This window comes from Paraburkholderia sp. RAU6.4a (genome assembly GCF_050435625.1).
Lineage (GTDB): Bacteria > Pseudomonadota > Gammaproteobacteria > Burkholderiales > Burkholderiaceae > Paraburkholderia > Paraburkholderia tuberum.
Genome location: NZ_JBNDKQ010000001.1, coordinates 501,638 through 517,725, shown reverse-complemented (window position 1 = coordinate 517,725; position 16,088 = coordinate 501,638). Strand labels below are relative to the sequence as shown.

Genomic DNA, 16,088 nt, shown 5'->3' with positions numbered 1-16,088 from the left:
AGCCCTGCGCGGTTTCCATTCATTTGCACGAGGACTCAGGATGCGCAAGCTCAGTTTTACGCAGAAGCTTTGGCTGCCGTTGATCATCAGCCTCGTCGCGTTGCTCGCTGTCTCCGTATCGGCGGCGTGGCAGTCGCGCGAGACGCGCATCGAAGAACGTAAGCACGACCTCACGAACATCGCGCACGTCGGACTCAGCATCGTGACGGAGTATGCGGCGCTGGCGCAAAGCGGCGCGTTGCCGGAGGCGGATGCCCGCAAGCAGGCACTCGAACGCCTGCGCGGCATCCGCTACGGCGAAGACGGCTACTTCCTCGTGATCAATTCGAAGCCGCAGATGGTGATGCATCCGATCAAGCCGGCACTCGAAAGCAAGGATCTCTCGGGCAGCGCCGATGCCGACGGCCGTCACCATTACGTGACGTTCGCGTCGACCGCACAGGCGCCGGACGGCGGCTTCGTCGACTACGTGTTCCCGCATTCAGGCGCGGCGTCGACAGAGGCGGTCGGCAAGATCGGCTACGTGGTGCGCTATGCGCCGTGGGATTGGATCATCGCAACCGGCGCCTATGTTGACGACATCGACGCTGCGTTCATGGCATCGTTGTGGCTGATCGGCGCGATCTTCGTGGCCGTGTCCGCGGTCCTCGTGACGCTCGTCGCGGTGACGAACCGCAGCATCGCGCGCATGGTCGGCGGCGATCCGGCCTATGCGGCCAACGTGGCGGACGCGATCGCATCGGGCGACCTGACGGTGGCGATCCGCACGCGCAACGGCGACACGTCGAGCCTCCTACACGTAATGCAGCGGATGCGCGACGCGCTGACGGGTACCATCTGCCAGATCAAGCATGCGTCCGACAACGTCGCGTGCAGCGCGAACGAGATCGCGAACGGCAACGCGGACCTGTCGTCGCGCACCGAGAGCCAGGCGGCGTCGTTGCAGGAAACGGCGTCGAGCATGGAGCAGATGACGGCGATGGTCCGCCAGACTGCAGACAACGCGCGCACTGCCAGCGAGCTTGCGGCCGGCGCCGCGAAAATCGCGAACCGCGGCGGCGACATGGTCACGCAGGCCGTCGCGGCGATGAAGGGGATCTCGAACGAATCGGGTCGCATGGTCGAGATCATCGCGACGATCGAGGGCATCGCATTCCAGACCAACATCCTCGCGCTGAATGCTGCGGTTGAGGCAGCACGCGCGGGCGAGCAAGGCCGCGGCTTCGCAGTCGTCGCGAGCGAGGTGCGCAGCCTCGCGCAGCGTAGCGCGACCGCGGCGAAGGAAATTCGCGAGCTGATCAGTCATGCGGTGGGCAGCGTCGGCAGTGGTGCAACGCTGGTCGAAAACACCGGCTCGACGATTGACGAAGCGCGCGACGCGATCATGCGTGTGACCGGTGTCGTGCAGGAAATCGCTGCGGCCGCGGCGGAACAGAGCGCTGGCATCGACCAGGTGAATCTCGCGGTCACGCAGATGGACAGCATGACGCAGCAGAACGCGGCGCTCGTCGAGCAGGCGACGGCCGCGGCACAGTCGCTGAAGGAGCAGGCGATGAGTCTGCAACGCGCGGCCGCGGCGTTTCAGGTGGGCGACGCTGACGCTAACGGCGGTGCACAGCTCGCGCCGGCTTCGGTGCAGCACCGCGCAGTGTTCGCGTAAGGACCCGCGCCGCAATCTCGCGGCGAACCTCGCGTTTCATGGCACGTCTGCGCGTTTTTTTGGACCGTCACCTTGCCACCCAATACGGCCGCTCGACGCGTCGTCCGCCAACGACGGCTTTCGATCACACACCAGCCGTTATAAAACTTAGCGGCTCTCGCAACAGCGGCGGTGTTAATCGTTACCGACGTAGGTTAGCGATCGTTGCCTGCATGATCGCAATCACCTTATGCTCGTCCCCAACTCCGGAGAACGCCCGGACTTCACCTGTGCAGACGGTAAGGGTCTTGCCTGCATTCTGTACTCGTCCGATAGCCAGAAAGCGCTTACCAACAGCTGGCCGCAAGAGATTAATTTTGAATTCTGTTGTGACGACTTCAAAGTCAGGCGCTACCTTCGTCAGCGCTGCGTATCCGCATGCGCTGTCTAGAATGCTCGACGTAGCGCCCGCATGGAGATAGCCGTGTTGCTGAGACAGTTGACTTGAAAAAGGTAGGCCGATCTGCACCTCCCCGTCTTTAACGAGGAGAAGCTGTGCGCCAAGTGTAAGCATCAACCCCTGCGCGTTGAAGCTGTTTGCAATTTGCGTGTGAAGATCGGCCATTGTCGTCGGAAAAAAGGCGGTTCGGTGAAGCGATTCGGCGGCACTTAAATCGTATCAACTGCTCTAGCGACGGAGACGCGCGACATTCGCAGTTCCGGTACGAATGAGCCGTTACGTCGCATGCCGCCGATCGCCGGCACCCACAGTCGGGGCAATACATGCGCGCTGCACCCGGCCGTATACCGCCCGGCGACAACACAGCGACGCTCCTCCCCGGATTCGTTGCCTCAAAGCCGACTGTCGCGCCGCGGCGAGAGCATTGGACTCTCCATCCGTCCGCGAGCTGATCAATTTGCGTGACAGGCTGCCCTGCGTCCTGCTGCAAGCCCAGTGTGGCGACAGCAAATCCGCAATCCGCGGATTTGACCGGCACCGCTCGCAATTGGCGGTGTACGTCGGTGTCGCAGAAGCCGTGAAGCTGCTGCAGCCACGGGCCGAGCGCTTCAGCGGATTGGAATTGCCAGCAGCAACTCGCGACAAGCTGCTATCTTACGTGCCCAGTCGTCGATCATTGCAGCGAAGCGCTCGCCAACGAAATCCTCGATCGCCTGTTCGCCCGCAGCGTTCAGCGCGGTGAGCTCGTAGCTCACCCATACTTCGGTGCGCGCCTGGTCGATTGCGACACAACGCACGTCGACAAGGCTGGTGCGCGAGGCCGGTGTGCAGCGTAAGTAGCGCGATCGGTGTGCCTTGCTGTCGAAGTCAGCCAGGGTCCAGATGGTCAGCTCATCACCCTGACCAGTGGTGAACACCATACCGGACTCTGTGCGGCCGTCGCGGGGGTAGACGTAGGTTGGCTTCCAGCCGTCAACCCACAGCTCCTCGCCGGCCGGCGTGAAGAACATGAAGGCTTGGTCGACCGCGGCGTCGACTACGATTCGGTGGCTTGCGTGCAGACGGTGCGCCATGGGTTAATCCTCCATTGATCATATGGTGAGCTGGCCAAGCTGCCATAGCCCGAGTCCAGCCAGCAGCGCGGCTGAGCATAGGTTGACGGCGCGTTGCCAACGTTCGTCGAAACGGTCGCGCAACTGGCTCACACCGGTAGACAGGATCAACCACCACAGCGACGAGCCCACCAGTACACCGACCACCATCACCCAAGGCGAAACCGATGGCGCGCGGCCTGCCAGCGCGCCGAACACCGCCATGAACGACAGGATGGTCGTCGGGTTCGACATCGTCAGCACAAACGTGCCGGCCACGTAGCGCAGTAGTGTGCTGGTCGGCCGGGACGTATACACCCTGCGCACTGCCCGCTTTGTGGCGATGCGCCAGGCAAGCCATAGCAGGAAGCCGCCACCGAACAGGCCCAGCCATAGCCTCAGGCTCAACAACCAGCCGATCAGTCCGCTGACGCCAAACGCGCCGATGGCGCCGTACACTGCGTCGGCGAATGCCGCCCCCAATCCAGTGGCGAGCCCCGCAGGGCGGCCATGGTCCAACGTGCGTTGGATGGCCAGCAATCCAATCTGCCCGACGGGCGCGGCGATCGACAGCCCGATGAGTAGCGATTGGCCGAACAGCACGGGTACGGGTGACGACAAGATGAGATCCATGTCGAGAATTATCCGACGGCATCGAAAAGTTGCGCAGAATAAAACACCAACCCAAAATCCAATTAACTTTCGATTTTTCAGGTAGAAGCCCGTTATGACCGAAGCACTGCAACTCGACGCCAAAGCCTGGGCGCTGCTGATGGCACTACAGGAGGATGGGCGCGCACCGCTGAAGACCCTGGCCCTTGCCGCTGGGTTGTCGGTACCTGCCACTGCGGAGCGACTCAAGCGTCTGAAGGACTCCGGCGTGGTGCGCTCTTTGGGTGTCGAACTGGATCCGGTGCAGGCCGGCTACGCCGTGCGCGCCATTGTCGGCATCACCGTGCCGCAGCCCGGCAAGAATAGCTTTCTCGACAAGCTGCGCCGCGCGCCCGAGGTGCTGGAATGCCATCACGTGGCCGACGCCGATTCCTACATCGTGGTGTCCCCCAGCCTTGAGCAACTGGAGCGCTTTCTCGCCTCCATCAACAGCTATGGCGAGACGCGAACCTCGATCGTCTTCTCCACCCCCATTCCGCGTCGCGGCCTGGTGGTGCCGGGCGCGTCACGCTGAGCCTCCAAGGGGCCGCGGCCGATCCGCTTCTCGCGGTCGCGCCGTTGCCGGTTCAAGGGCAACTACCAGAAAAGCGGTCGCTTGAATGACTACTCTCCGTCGATAGTGAATGACGGGAACTGGCCGAGAGAACCGGTCCTGTGAACGTTCTACAGAGCCGAAGTTGGAGTCGTCAACGGCTGCTTTCCGGCGACGTGGGTGAACGCGTACTGCCGGCCATGAACCGTCATTCAAAGATAGAATCTGAGCGGCAGCTATGGTCGTCACCGGACTCTCGCCGCCCAGTGGCGCCGAAGACATTGACTCAGATGATCGGAAGCGAGCTAAGCACCAAGCGTGATGGGTTCTCTTCCTTAGGCAACGCGAGAGTTGCTCACATAAGGATTCACCAATCCGCCTGCGCCACGTGGGACAAGCTCATGGACACGGTGCGGTATGCCAGCGCTGCGACACTTCCTAATCAAGAACTCAGCTTCGGCACTGTCGTGAGTAGACAGGATGACTTGGTAGCCCAGGCCCAGCACCATCTGCCGAACGAGGTCCATGAAAGCACTGGCATGAATAACGTCGTTGTGTTGCAGTGGGTCGTCAAGAAGAAGCCCGCGCCAGCGCGACCAGCCAAAGGTCGTACTAGCAGCAAGGAGCGCCGCAACGCTAAGCGCTGAGAGTTGCCCTTCGCTGAAATAGAGGCTTGGATTCATGTCCACCTGACTCGTTGATCCATCTAGCTCGCTGTGGACGATGTTGGGTCGAAGTTCGGAGCGGGTAGCGTGGTGTTCTGCCTTGTAGGTGACGGCCGTCTCTGACCAGGTCATGAGAGCCCGAGCGAAGCGCCTAATAGTTTCGTTCAGCGGTACAAGTACGCCGCCAGCATAGGCCTTGGCCAGTTCTTGCATGCGCGCTCCGACATCATCGACCTTCGCCTTCGCCTCCTGCGCGAGCTTTAGATCCTTCGAAGCTTGTTCAACACACTGGGTAAGGTGCGCCTGACACCCTTGTTCGGAATCAACTTGCGCGGCCTTAACCCTGGCCACGATGTCCGCTTCAAGCTTGCGAAGTTGTTCGTCATCGTGCCACTTTCGGTACCCAACCACCAGACGCTCTATCGCCGGTTCGATCGAGTTCAACGCCGCGGCTCTATCAATCTTTACCTGTCGATATGACGCCAGACGCTCCGGGTCGGGATCTCCAGTTTGACCAATTCCAGTCCACCGTCCACGTGTTTCCTCCAGCTCGCGTGCGAGCGCGGCCAGCCGAGACTTTGTAGCTTCAATAGTCCCTACTTCTCGCGCCTCGGCAGCTTGAAGCGCATCACGATTTGCTTGAGTTGTGGCAAGGCTGGACCGTGCTGCGGCGGCGAGCGCTCCCGCGTCGCGGGTGCGCTCTTCGGCAACTTTCTGCTCCATCGCCAGGTCAACCAAGGCACCACGCTCGACGCTCCACAGATCGGGATGTTGAAGTAGTACTGATCGTGCCGTTTGAGCGTCGTCGGATGCGCTGACCAATAGCTTCTGCGTTGAGCCTCGCTTTACCTCTTCGGCTTTGACAGATGCTTCAGCACCTGAAAGAAGAACCGCAATCCCTTCTGGAGTCTCGGTCTGCGCCAGAGCCTCATCAAGTCGCAGTAGCTCTTGCTCCAACTCGACGACACCAGCTTCGTCGTACTTGCCATCAGCGATGCCACCGGCCTCGACTAGTTGCTGGCGCAGATCGTCCTCCTCAGACCGGTAGCTGGCCAAGGACGCTTCAAGCTGTCCGACATCGGACAATTCTCGGTCCGCCCCTGCAATTTGACGATGCAACTCCTCAACCTCAGCACGCGCCTCTGCCAATGCATTCGCAATGGTGTGGGCAGGTGTGGCGCCGGCCGCGAGTTGATCTTGAACTAGATCCAATAGTCGACCTGCAGGGAATGTCGTCGCGCAAACCGGGCATGCCGTGTCGTCATGGCTGAGTCGGTGTGCAATCGCCGCTACCGCTTCGGTAATGGCCCGTGATCGGTCATCGTGCCGACGGAGTTCGTCGTTCAAGGTGACGACTCTGGCGACCGCTTTTTCCGCTTGGTCGGCCCACGTCGCTCGCCTTTCGCGGATTTCGAGTACATTCCGATCCGTGAGCAGTCCTAAGACCCGAGCAATCTCAGCCACAACCCTCACCATGGATGCAGAGATCTGCGAGCGCCTGCGCGCAAGGGTCACCCGGTCAGCAAGAGCTCGACGCTCAGCTCGCCGACCGACCGCTTCCGCATGCTGCTTTCGCAATACCTCGCAGTTTGCTGCCGCTTCGCTTTGCGCCATCTCTGATGCTCTCAGCTCTGCCTGCAAGGTGGCTTGGCGCGCCAAGGCGTCATCTAGCTGTCTAGCCGAGACCGCTACGCGGCCAATGGTGACGAGGCGGTTCTGAGCGTGACTAACCTCAACTTCACTAGCCCGCAGGGCCTCCGCCATTTCAGCCAATCTTCCATTGGCATGCATTAAGTCGTCGCGCACCGACGCAAGCTTGGCTTCGGTTGCGTCCACTTGCAAGCCAAGCGTGGAGCTTTCTGAGCGGGCGGACTCAAATGCATTCAGAAGTCTAGTTAGTAAATTGGCGTCCTCGTTGTCCGCATCGGCTCGATCTGTCGCCGCGCGGAACAGCGAAGATAGTGCATCTAACGCCGCCTCAGGTGGTCCATCTGCAGAGTTTTGAGACCAGTTTCCCTGATTTGTCAGCCCGATGATCTGATTGGCGAGTCTGTCTACGTCCGCTCGCAGCTCGGACGGCGGGACCGCATGTTCAGAAGATGCCAACTGTCGCGCGCGATCGCGGTCACTGAGCAATTCGTTCCACGAGGTCAGATTGAGCGTCGCTTGCTCAAGCTTTGAGCCCCTGTCCTCAATTGCCCGGGTGAACGCTCGCTTCACCCCCATCCCACTCATACGCTCGCGCAACGTGTTGATGCGGTCAACGCCTGCCGGACCTTTCAGTGCTTCCCATTGGTCTGTCGGCTTCTTCAGCGAAAAGCGCTGTGCAGACGCTTGCCCAAAAAAGTGAGTGATCGACAAGTAGCCGTGGAGACTGCTGATCTCGGCCCACTCGGGGCGCTTGAGCAGCCGAATAATCTCGGCTTCGCTGGCCTCAAAGCCAGCACCTCGATCAATGATGGTGCCATCCGAAAATTGGAGACTAACGCGATGGCTCTTTTCGGGCGCGCCGATGCGCGTCAGCGGGTCGATGATCTTACGGCGCCCATCCACTGGGATGTCGTTGAAACGACCTACTTGATCAGTTAGCGCCCATTCAATGCCGTCAAAGAAGCTGGTCTTGCCTAGACCGTTCCCGCCAGTGATCAGCGTGACGCCAGGACCTGTAGGAAACTCGAAGGCATAGCTATCGCCGTAGATGCGAAAGTTTGAGAACTCGACGCCACGCAAATAAAGGTCGGTCATAGGGCTTTCCCTCGTTGAAGCTCAATCAACCGGTCGACGAGGCCCGCGAAGTCGAGCTCCTGGTCTTGCAAAGCATCCTCCCAACCGTCGGGAAGGGAGAAATCTGCGACGCTATCCAGGCGTTCTGTCCGCTGCTCGGCCGGCCAAGGGCGCGCGACAAAAGTGCGTTCTAGGAACTCCTTGGCATTGTCTGCCGTCGGAGGATCGTTGAACAGCCAAACGAGCTTACGACAAACACGGTCGTCGGCCTCGATTTCTGCTGCAAGCTGACGCCAATCCGGCTCTGCAAATGCACCTACGGGACCCGCCAAGAAGAGATGCAGATTCGGAGCGGCAACGCCGAGCCATGACCTTGCGATGGTAGCCTGATTTCGATAGCGAAGAACTTGTGTACCAACGCTTCCCCGGTTAGGCGGGCCGTTCAACACCCCCAACAGAACGGGAAAGCCGTCGAACACCACGGCCTCGACGGATTCTGGTAGGTCGCTACGTTGCCGCCGGAGCGGACTATCTGAAATCGCATCGCTCAGAACTTCGGAGTTGAATCTGTCGCCCTTTAGATACTCGGGAGCGTCCGTGACCATGGCGCCTATGGCTCCGGCCGCCTGAAGCAGCATGGGCGCCAGATCTGCTGCGTCAAGATTGGGCATCGCTGACCTCCTCTAAAGATTGTCGAGCTGCGTCTGTTCGGCGCTGGAAAATAGACTGAAAGAACCGTTGCACTGCAAGATTTCCCTCCTCGAGTGCGCGCAGGAATTCACCATCCGCGCCGATAACTATGGGCTTTTCACTCAAGGAGGGCACGCCTACTTTGGGCGGGTCAGAGCTGATCTGGTCCATCCGAATATCACCTTCCATCATCTGCGCAGCTTCGCTCAGCTCAGACAGAAGGACAACGCTTGTGGTCCAGTTGTGCTGGCCCACCGCGAGTGCGTGAATCGCGCGGCGATCAATCCACTCGACGCCACAGGTGTGTCCGGTCAGCGCTTCTACAGAAACGTTTCCCGGGTGCTGCGATGCAGGGGCAACAGGCCGACCCGAGCAGACCGCAAATGCTAGGGCGAAGATCGTTGGCATCGCGAGGTATCTGCTTACGACCTTCGGCCCTATGCGCACCAGGGCCGCCACCTCCACGTCGACTTTGTCTTGAACGCTTGCAAGCAATCGAAGGAATCGGCGCCGCTTGTCGGCATCATGGGCTAGGACTCCATTCCATGCCTGCCAAAGCTCCCAGAGCCTATCTCGCAGTGCGGGTTCGATTTCCCAGCCCGTTGGGACAGCAGGCGGTCCCAAAAAGTTAAACAGGGCACCGTGTACCGCGTTGAGAGTGCTGGCGTCGAGGCGCTCGTGAATTGCGTCGGCCAACTCCCCAAGGTGGAACTCGGCCATATCAACGAGTGCGGGCGGGTCGCGCCAATCTTCGACAGGCGAGCGGAAGTTCAGGTGGGGGCCTGGGTGGGAGCGGTCTGACCACAGGCTGTCGAGCGCAGTTCGCCAGCGCGCAGCATCACGTACGAAGAGGGTGAGGTCGCCGGCATGTGCGCCAACACGGGCAATAGCAGCGAGTAAGCGCGACGCGTCTGCCGCACCGACGTCGCAGTACAGCTCCACTGTTGCCCCGTGTGCCCACAGTAGATGGATTTCTGATGGTTGTATGTCACCAGCCCAAATCACTGTGCCGGCCGCAGACAAGCGGATTGCCACGCGCTGGGCGTTCGGTTGGACGGCAGCTTGTGGCGCTGGCTGGGCGGCCGCAGGCGCCGCGTCCGCGCGAAATGGTTCGAATCGATCGATGGCAGTTGCGCTGAGTCTCGGGGATACAGGTCGGGTCGGATGTCCCGCCGAAATCGCGGCTCGATATGTCGCGAGCAGATCCGCAAACGGCGTTAAATTGGTATCTGTATCAGCTCCAAGACGCAGGAATCGTTTGAACGGCTGGATGGGGTGGGCATCACCTGCCAGCCTGACGTCTCCTGTCTCCGGTGGGGCGCCATCGAAGTCAACGCCCACCTTGAGCGTGATGGCTTTACGGCCTATCACTTCATCCGCGTCAGCCTCGAGGACCAAAAACACCGTAAATCGGTTGTGCAATGCGGTGGCCCGCCGAAGAAGGCGGGGCTCCTTCGTGTGCAGACAGATCCGCACATTCGGCCTCAATCGCTCATTGATGGCAACCCAGACCTCAGGTGGAACGAGGGGGCGGACTCGCGCACGATAGTTAGCAAGCAGATCCATGTCGGCGCCGGGTTCCCATGCCTCCTGCTCAATTGCTTCAAGTTCAGCTAGCGCCGGGCCGAAATTCTGCTCAATCAACAATTGACAGATGTCAATGTGCTCATGGCTATCGAAGGCCGCAATCAAGAAATCAACCAGTCCGCCATCGCCGTTCCCGGAGATAAAAATCAACGGATCGCGGACGTTCGCAAGGATGGGCGCCGAGAGTTCCGTTGGCGTCCAATACGACGATGTCTCAGAACCCAGGAACCGCTCGATTCCGAATCCGATCGAGAGCACGACTACGTCGTAGATGCGGTTCGCCGCTGAGCCAACATTTGTCACGACGCGGACCGGTCCAAGGTCGGTGCTCTTGATCTCTGTGACTTTGTGATCGCAATGAACGGCAAGCTTCGAGTTGCTCCGTGCCTGCTCAAACTGCGCGGTCAGCACCTTCGCGACGTCGCCTGCAGGTCCAGCCTGCCAATTCATGATCGGCAGGCCCGCGTCTACTTGATCCCACCCCGGTGCTGGCCAGTCATAGAAATGCGGATGAAGAAAGCGCCGACTGTTGCGCTGGAAGTCCAGAGTGCTTGGCCGAAGCTCGAACAGGTCTAGGCTTCCAAGATTCGGGGCAGCTTTTGCAAATGCGACCGCTGCCGTCATGCCGGCGACGCCGCCGCCCACAACCGCCACCTTCCCGCCGTTCAGTCGCACCAGCCCCTGCGACAAGATCGCATCGACCAGATTGAGTGCGCGCACTTGTTGGGAGTAGACCGTCACACGTTGCTCAAAGCAGCCAAGGACAAGGACGCGCTTCGTACCTGTGACTAGCGTTGCTTCGACGATTTCTTGAGGCGTCATGGCTACCTTGGAAGGGAATTCCAGCGTTGCCGAGCGCGAATTTCTTGACTCATCGCCTTCCTCACTGGGTTTATTACGATCATTATCTACTGATCATAGCAATTGCGAACCGTGCCCATTGCAGAACCTTCTGGAAGAGGCTGGTTGGTCAGTTGCAGCCCATCGCGGTGACACTCTCGGGGCTAAAGGATGCACGTGCGCATGCGCCTGTTTTTGGTGGTGCCCCTCACTGGGCGGATGTCTGACCGCCTCAGATGAGCGATATGCGGCCAGCAGCGTGAGTTCAGCCGCAGCGACCGAAGGGCTGGACACGCCGCGAAGCAGTCAAGGATACTTACTGGTCGAACTTCCGCTTCGCGCCCTGAGTCAGTCCGTCAAGTCTTTTGAGGGGGTTGCTCGATGCCGCCACCGTCAGCAGTCCGCCACATTGCCGACGTAGAACCGAGGCAGCGCCAATGTCGGCAATGGCCGAAGCGCGCACGTCGTCCATCCGGCAGGACTCGGCCATGAAGCGTCATTCGCCCGCACCGTTGCGCGGACGTTCAGATGTCGGATCCACCCAGCAAGCGGCCATTCAATTCGCGAGGACGAAATGTGCTTCATCGGCCATTGCTGACATTGGGCCGGGCTGAGTTCTGCGTCAGCAATGCGGCGGATTGCTGACGGTGGCGGCATCGAGCAGCTAGACGGCAGCTTCCTGCATCAGCGAACTCACACTCCCGACCCTCAACGGACGGTGGATCATGCGCTGCATAACCGGTTGAATCCGCCTAGCAACTCCGACCACAACTCGTTCGATGTACGCCGGAACAGACCTGTCCAGCACTCGTCACCTGTACTTTCGAGACGAAACAGCGATCGAAGCGACCTGCTGACTGGCGTCCTCCACGGCGTGGACACTTCCGGGACCGCTTCGGTCACTGACACATTTTGTGCGCCGCACCCAAAGCGCGAGCAAAAAGTATCAGCGGCTTCCGCCTTTTGCAGTGGCTGGCCATTGGCCGCGACCACTACAGTTCTCGTCACCGTACGCCTGCTCTGCTCTCAATCGCAGCGCCCGTATGGCGTTGCCAAAAAACATTCCAAAAGCGGAGACGAGAGTGAAACCAATTCAATTGTTGACAGCTTGCGCGTTCCTAGGCGCAAGCCTTCCCATGCTAGCGACGGCACAGACCTGCAACGTTCCCGTGCTCAAGGTGCTTGCCCAGAAGAGCCTCGGCCTGACAGTCATGGAGAAGTCGCTGCCCGACTATGAAAAGCGCAGCGGCACCAAGATTGAAATCAACTACTTTGGTGAAAACGACCGTCGTTCGAAATCACGACTCGACGCGTCGACGGGCGCGGGTTCCTATCAGATCTATTACGTTGATGAGGCGAACGTCGCCGAGTTTGCATCAGCGGGCTGGGTCGTACCGCTGCTGAAGTACTACCCGAAAGACGCCGACTACGACGACTTCCTGCCGGGCCGGCGCGCGGTGGCAAGCTATAAGGGCGTCGCGTATTTCGCTCCGCTGATCGGCGGTGGCGATTTCCTGTTCTACCGTCGTGACCTTCTCGAGAAAGCGCATCTCCCAGTGCCGAAAACGCTCGACGAGCTCGTTGCGGACATCAAGAAGCTCAATGCGCCGCCTAACATGTACGGTTGGGTTGCACGCGGGCAACGCGGGTCGGGCATGAACGTGTGGCGCTGGGCGCCGTTCATGCTCGCCGAGGGCGGTACCTGGACCGACAAGAGCCAAGCTCCATCCTTCAATTCGCCGGGCGCGGTGAAGGCGACGCAACTGTATCGGGATCTCTTCAAATACGCGCCCCCGGGTTCGGCGACGTACGACTGGAGCAACGCGCTCGAAGCGTTCCGTTCCGGCAAGGTCGCGTTCATGATCGAATCGACGCCGTTCGCCGACTGGATGGAAGATCCGACCAAGTCTAGCGTGGCGGACAAGGTGGGATACGTCAGGCCGCCGGCACCGTTGCCGTCGGCTGCCTATGGTCATGGCCTGGCGATTTCTTCTGTCGGCGCCAAGGACGAATGCACGCGTCAGGCGGCAGGGAAGTTCATTGCCTGGGCGACGGGCAAGGATCAGGAGCAGGCCCGCCTTCGCGACAACGTCTTTAGCGACTACAACCGCTCGAGCACGATCAAGAGCGATTACTTCCAGAAGCACGTCAAGCCGCAGATTCTCGCTGGCCTGAACGATACCAACCCGGTGACAAAGGTCACGATCTGGTCAAGCCCGCAGTGGCCGGATATCGGCGACAACCTCGGTATCGCGCTGGAGGAGGTGTTCACGGGTACGCAGCCGGATGTTCAGGCAACGCTGAACGACGCCGTTCAGTACGCTCAGGACGCGATGGAACACGGCGCGAAGAAGTAACGCGCACGCCCCTTGCAGCACGCGTTGTACTGCGAGGGGCACCGCCGATCCAGTCGTGGTCTCACAGGAACACTGAATTCGCGGACTCTACGTTGTTGGAGAAGTCAATGTTCAATCGGGGTAAAACCAGCCTTCCGTTCGTATTTCTTGGCCCGCCTCTTGCCTTGATGGCGGTCCTCGGTCTAGTTCCCACTGTCGCGGCAATCAACCTAGCATTGAGAAATCGCGTGTTGCGCTATCCGGACAGCGAGTACGTCTGGCTGCGCAATTTCGCCCGGCTGTTCTCGGACAGACGGTTCCTCAATTCCATCGAAGTATCGGCGATCTGGGAAATCACCACGGTGGTCGGCGCGGTCGTGGTCGGCGTTCTGGTTGCGATCTATCTGTTCGAGCAGATGCATGGCCGGATGCGCAGCGTCATTTCGCTGTTGCTAATCGTGCCAGTGCTTCTACCGCGAGTCTCGGCGGCCTTCATCTGGAAGTTCATGTATTCGCCTCTCACCGGCATTCTCAGCTGGTTTCTTGGTCTGCTGGGAGTTGAGAACACGGCTTTTCTTTCCGATCCGCATCTCGCGCTGTACGCGGTGGCAGTCGTCGATATCTGGCAGTGGGGATTGTTCTTCGGGGTCGTCATATTGAAACTGCTTGAAACGCTGCCGCCCGAGCCGCTCGAAGCCGCCCGCCTCGACTATTCGCGCACCTGGCAGGTCTACGCGTATATCGCCTTGCCGATGCTAAAGGTGCCGATCATGAGTCTGGCGTTCATCAAGATGGTCGAGTCGCTGCGCTCGTTCGATCTGGTCTACGTGATGACCAAGGGCGGCCCCGGGATCACGACTGAAACCCTCGACATGTACGCGTATTCGCAAGGCATCGGGGTGTCCGGAAAGGTCTCGTATGCCTCAAGTATGGCCGTGCTGATGATGGTCGCGACCACGCTGATTTTCACCTTCATCTGGAAGCGGGTGAACAAATGGGAAGACTGATTTCGCGAAGCACCAGTTGGTCGCTCGGCGCGGTGCTCGCCATAGTGGCCGTGTTTCCGATTTTCTGGGCGTTTCTCAATTCGTTGAAAAACCTGCTCGACATCGTTACGCCGACGCCGCGCTTCTTTTTTTCGCCGACACTCGACAACTACCGGCAGGTTGTATCGAGCCCCGAGGTACTCATCGGACTCGCCAACAGCCTTTCTATCGTCGGTTCTGCTGTCGTGTTGGGCGCGCTGCTCGGCGTACCTGCGGCCTATGTCATCGCACGCTATCACCTACCGGGCAAGCGCGACATTCAGTTCTTCCTTTTGTCGCTGCGGTTTCTGCCGCCGGTCGCAATCGCCGTCCCGTTGATCGCGATCTGGGTCGATGTTGGGCTGTATGACACGAAGCTGTCGATGGTGGTGACCTATCTGCTGGTCACGCTGTCGACCATCACATGGTTGTCCATTCCGGTATTTCAGCGCTTGCCGCGTGAGGTCGAAGAAGCCGCCACCTTGGACGGTTACGGCCCGTACGGGGTGTTCTGGCGCATTGCATTGCCGATCAGCGCAACCACGCTGATGGGTGGCATCGTGTTCAGCTTCGTACTGGTCTGGAATGAACTGATGATCGCACTCGCCTTGACGTCGTCGAGAAGCGCGACGCTGCCGGTCGTTGCCTCCGCGTTCACTTCGCTCGGGCAGGAGGTGCCGTGGGGCGTCATCAATGCTTCCACCGTCCTGCTCGCGCTTCCTCCGATCATTTTCGTCGGCGTCCTGAGCCGGCTGTTGAATTCAATGCTCAAAGGCAAGTAAGGAGATAGTTTTGAAAGCCCTCGTACTCGAAGAAGCGCGCCAACTCGCGCTGCGCGATATCGACCTGCCGCTCGAAGTCGGTCCTCGCGACGTCAAGATCAAGATTCATACGGTTGGCGTTTGCGGTAGTGACGTCCATTACTACACGCACGGACGCATCGGACCGTTCAAGGTCGAAGCACCGATGGTGCTTGGTCACGAAGCGTCCGGAACGGTGGTCGAAACTGGCAGCGAGGTCACGCATCTGCGTATGGGCGACCGCGTTTGCATGGAGCCGGGCATTCCGCAATTCGACTCGCCGGCGACGATGCGCGGCCTGTACAACCTGGACCCTGCGGTGCGTTTCTGGGCAACGCCGCCCATTCACGGTTGCCTGACGCCTTATGTCGTGCATCCGGCGGCATTAACCTTCCGGCTTCCCGACAATGTGTCCTTCGCGGAGGGCGCGATCGTCGAGCCACTGTCGATCGGGCTACAGGCCGCCAAGAAGGCTGCGATGAAACCCGGAGATGTCGCGGTCGTCATCGGCGCGGGGACGATCGGCGCGATGACCGCCCTGGCCGCACTGGCAGGCGGCGCGTCGCGCGTCATTCTGGCAGATGTGATCAAGGAAAAACTGGCTCTCTTCGCCGACAATCCAGCAGTTACGACAGTTAATGTGCTGGAGCAACGGCTGGCCGATGTTGTTCGGGAAGTCGCCGCGGGCTGGGGTGCCGACGTCGTGTTCGAAGCGAGTGGCAACGCGAACGTCTACGATGACCTGTTTGATCTCCTCTGCCCGGGTGGCTGTGCGGTCCTTGTTGGAATGCCGGTCGACCGCGTGCCGCTCGACGTCGTTGCCATGCAGGCGAAGGAAGCGCGCCTCGAATCGGTGTTCCGCTACGCGAATGTGTTCCCGCGCGCGCTGGCGCTGATCAGCTCAGGAATGATTGATGTGAAGCCGTTCATCTCGCGCAAGTTCGCGTTCGCCGACGGCCTCAGGGCGTTCGAAGAGGCGGCAGCAGGGCGCCCGAATGATGTCAAGATCCAGATCGAGATGGACTGA

Annotated in this window: 13 protein-coding genes; 6 read left to right on the top strand and 7 right to left on the bottom strand. The window is 60.1% G+C overall.

The window, feature by feature from the left end:
- Positions 1 to 40: 40 nt before the first annotated feature.
- Complete coding sequence (locus tag OKW40_RS02370) at positions 41 to 1,660, top strand: methyl-accepting chemotaxis protein (RefSeq protein ID WP_429402281.1); 1,620 nt, start codon at positions 41 to 43, stop codon at positions 1,658 to 1,660.
- A 181-nt stretch (positions 1,661 to 1,841) separates the two neighbouring features.
- Here the strand turns inward: OKW40_RS02370 and OKW40_RS02365 are convergent, their stop codons facing one another.
- From OKW40_RS02365 to OKW40_RS02355, 3 genes are all read right to left on the bottom strand, one after another.
- Positions 1,842 to 2,264, bottom strand: coding sequence for a PaaI family thioesterase (locus OKW40_RS02365; protein ID WP_429402280.1), 423 nt, complete (start codon positions 2,262 to 2,264; stop codon positions 1,842 to 1,844).
- A gap of 443 nt (positions 2,265 to 2,707) precedes the next feature.
- Entirely contained in the window at positions 2,708 to 3,172 is a 465-nt protein-coding gene (locus tag OKW40_RS02360) for an SRPBCC family protein (RefSeq protein ID WP_429487918.1), read from the bottom strand.
- An 18-nt stretch (positions 3,173 to 3,190) separates the two neighbouring features.
- Complete coding sequence (locus OKW40_RS02355) at positions 3,191 to 3,823, bottom strand: LysE/ArgO family amino acid transporter (RefSeq protein WP_429487916.1); 633 nt, start codon at positions 3,821 to 3,823, stop codon at positions 3,191 to 3,193.
- Between the two features lie 94 nt (positions 3,824 to 3,917).
- Here OKW40_RS02355 and OKW40_RS02350 point away from each other — a divergent pair, with 94 nt between their 5' ends.
- On the top strand, positions 3,918 to 4,376 hold the full coding sequence (locus OKW40_RS02350; RefSeq protein WP_429402277.1) for an Lrp/AsnC family transcriptional regulator: 459 nt from the start codon (positions 3,918 to 3,920) through the stop codon (positions 4,374 to 4,376).
- Positions 4,377 to 4,729: 353 nt separating this feature from the next.
- Here OKW40_RS02350 and OKW40_RS02345 read toward each other — a convergent pair whose 3' ends face one another.
- The 3 genes from OKW40_RS02345 to OKW40_RS02335 are packed head-to-tail and all read right to left on the bottom strand — an operon-like array spanning position 4,730 to position 10,882.
- Complete coding sequence (locus OKW40_RS02345; protein ID WP_429487914.1) at positions 4,730 to 7,804, bottom strand: AAA family ATPase; 3,075 nt, start codon at positions 7,802 to 7,804, stop codon at positions 4,730 to 4,732.
- The gene (locus OKW40_RS02340; protein WP_429402275.1) at positions 7,801 to 8,454 is read right to left on the bottom strand and encodes an ABC-three component system middle component 1; all 654 of its coding nucleotides are present in this window, start codon (positions 8,452 to 8,454) and stop codon (positions 7,801 to 7,803) included. Before OKW40_RS02340 ends, OKW40_RS02345 begins: the two co-directional genes overlap by 4 nt.
- Positions 8,441 to 10,882: an ABC-three component system protein gene (locus OKW40_RS02335; RefSeq protein WP_429487912.1), complete on the bottom strand. Its 2,442-nt coding sequence runs from the start codon at positions 10,880 to 10,882 to the stop codon at positions 8,441 to 8,443. Before OKW40_RS02335 ends, OKW40_RS02340 begins: the two co-directional genes overlap by 14 nt.
- A 1,154-nt stretch (positions 10,883 to 12,036) precedes the next feature.
- On the opposite strand from OKW40_RS02335, the gene OKW40_RS02330 reads away from it, so the two are divergent.
- The 3 genes from OKW40_RS02330 to OKW40_RS02320 all read left to right on the top strand — a co-directional run bounded on the left by OKW40_RS02330 (position 12,037) and on the right by OKW40_RS02320 (position 15,043).
- Positions 12,037 to 13,257: an ABC transporter substrate-binding protein gene (locus OKW40_RS02330; RefSeq protein WP_429402272.1), complete on the top strand. Its 1,221-nt coding sequence runs from the start codon at positions 12,037 to 12,039 to the stop codon at positions 13,255 to 13,257.
- 107 nt (positions 13,258 to 13,364) lie between these two features.
- On the top strand, positions 13,365 to 14,243 hold the full coding sequence (locus OKW40_RS02325) for a carbohydrate ABC transporter permease (protein ID WP_429487911.1): 879 nt from the start codon (positions 13,365 to 13,367) through the stop codon (positions 14,241 to 14,243).
- Complete coding sequence (locus tag OKW40_RS02320; protein WP_429487909.1) at positions 14,231 to 15,043, top strand: carbohydrate ABC transporter permease; 813 nt, start codon at positions 14,231 to 14,233, stop codon at positions 15,041 to 15,043. Before OKW40_RS02325 ends, OKW40_RS02320 begins: the two co-directional genes overlap by 13 nt.
- On the opposite strand, the gene OKW40_RS02315 is transcribed toward OKW40_RS02320, so the two are convergent.
- Positions 15,030 to 15,152 carry a hypothetical protein gene (locus OKW40_RS02315; protein WP_429402550.1) on the bottom strand — a complete coding sequence of 41 codons (123 nt, stop codon included), beginning with the start codon at positions 15,150 to 15,152 and terminating at the stop codon, positions 15,030 to 15,032. The two genes, OKW40_RS02320 and OKW40_RS02315, sit on opposite strands and share 14 nt — an antisense overlap.
- Here OKW40_RS02315 and OKW40_RS02310 point away from each other — a divergent pair.
- A complete protein-coding gene (locus OKW40_RS02310) occupies positions 15,102 to 16,088 on the top strand; it encodes an NAD(P)-dependent alcohol dehydrogenase (RefSeq protein WP_429488470.1) in 987 nt (328 codons plus the stop codon). The two genes, OKW40_RS02315 and OKW40_RS02310, sit on opposite strands and share 51 nt — an antisense overlap.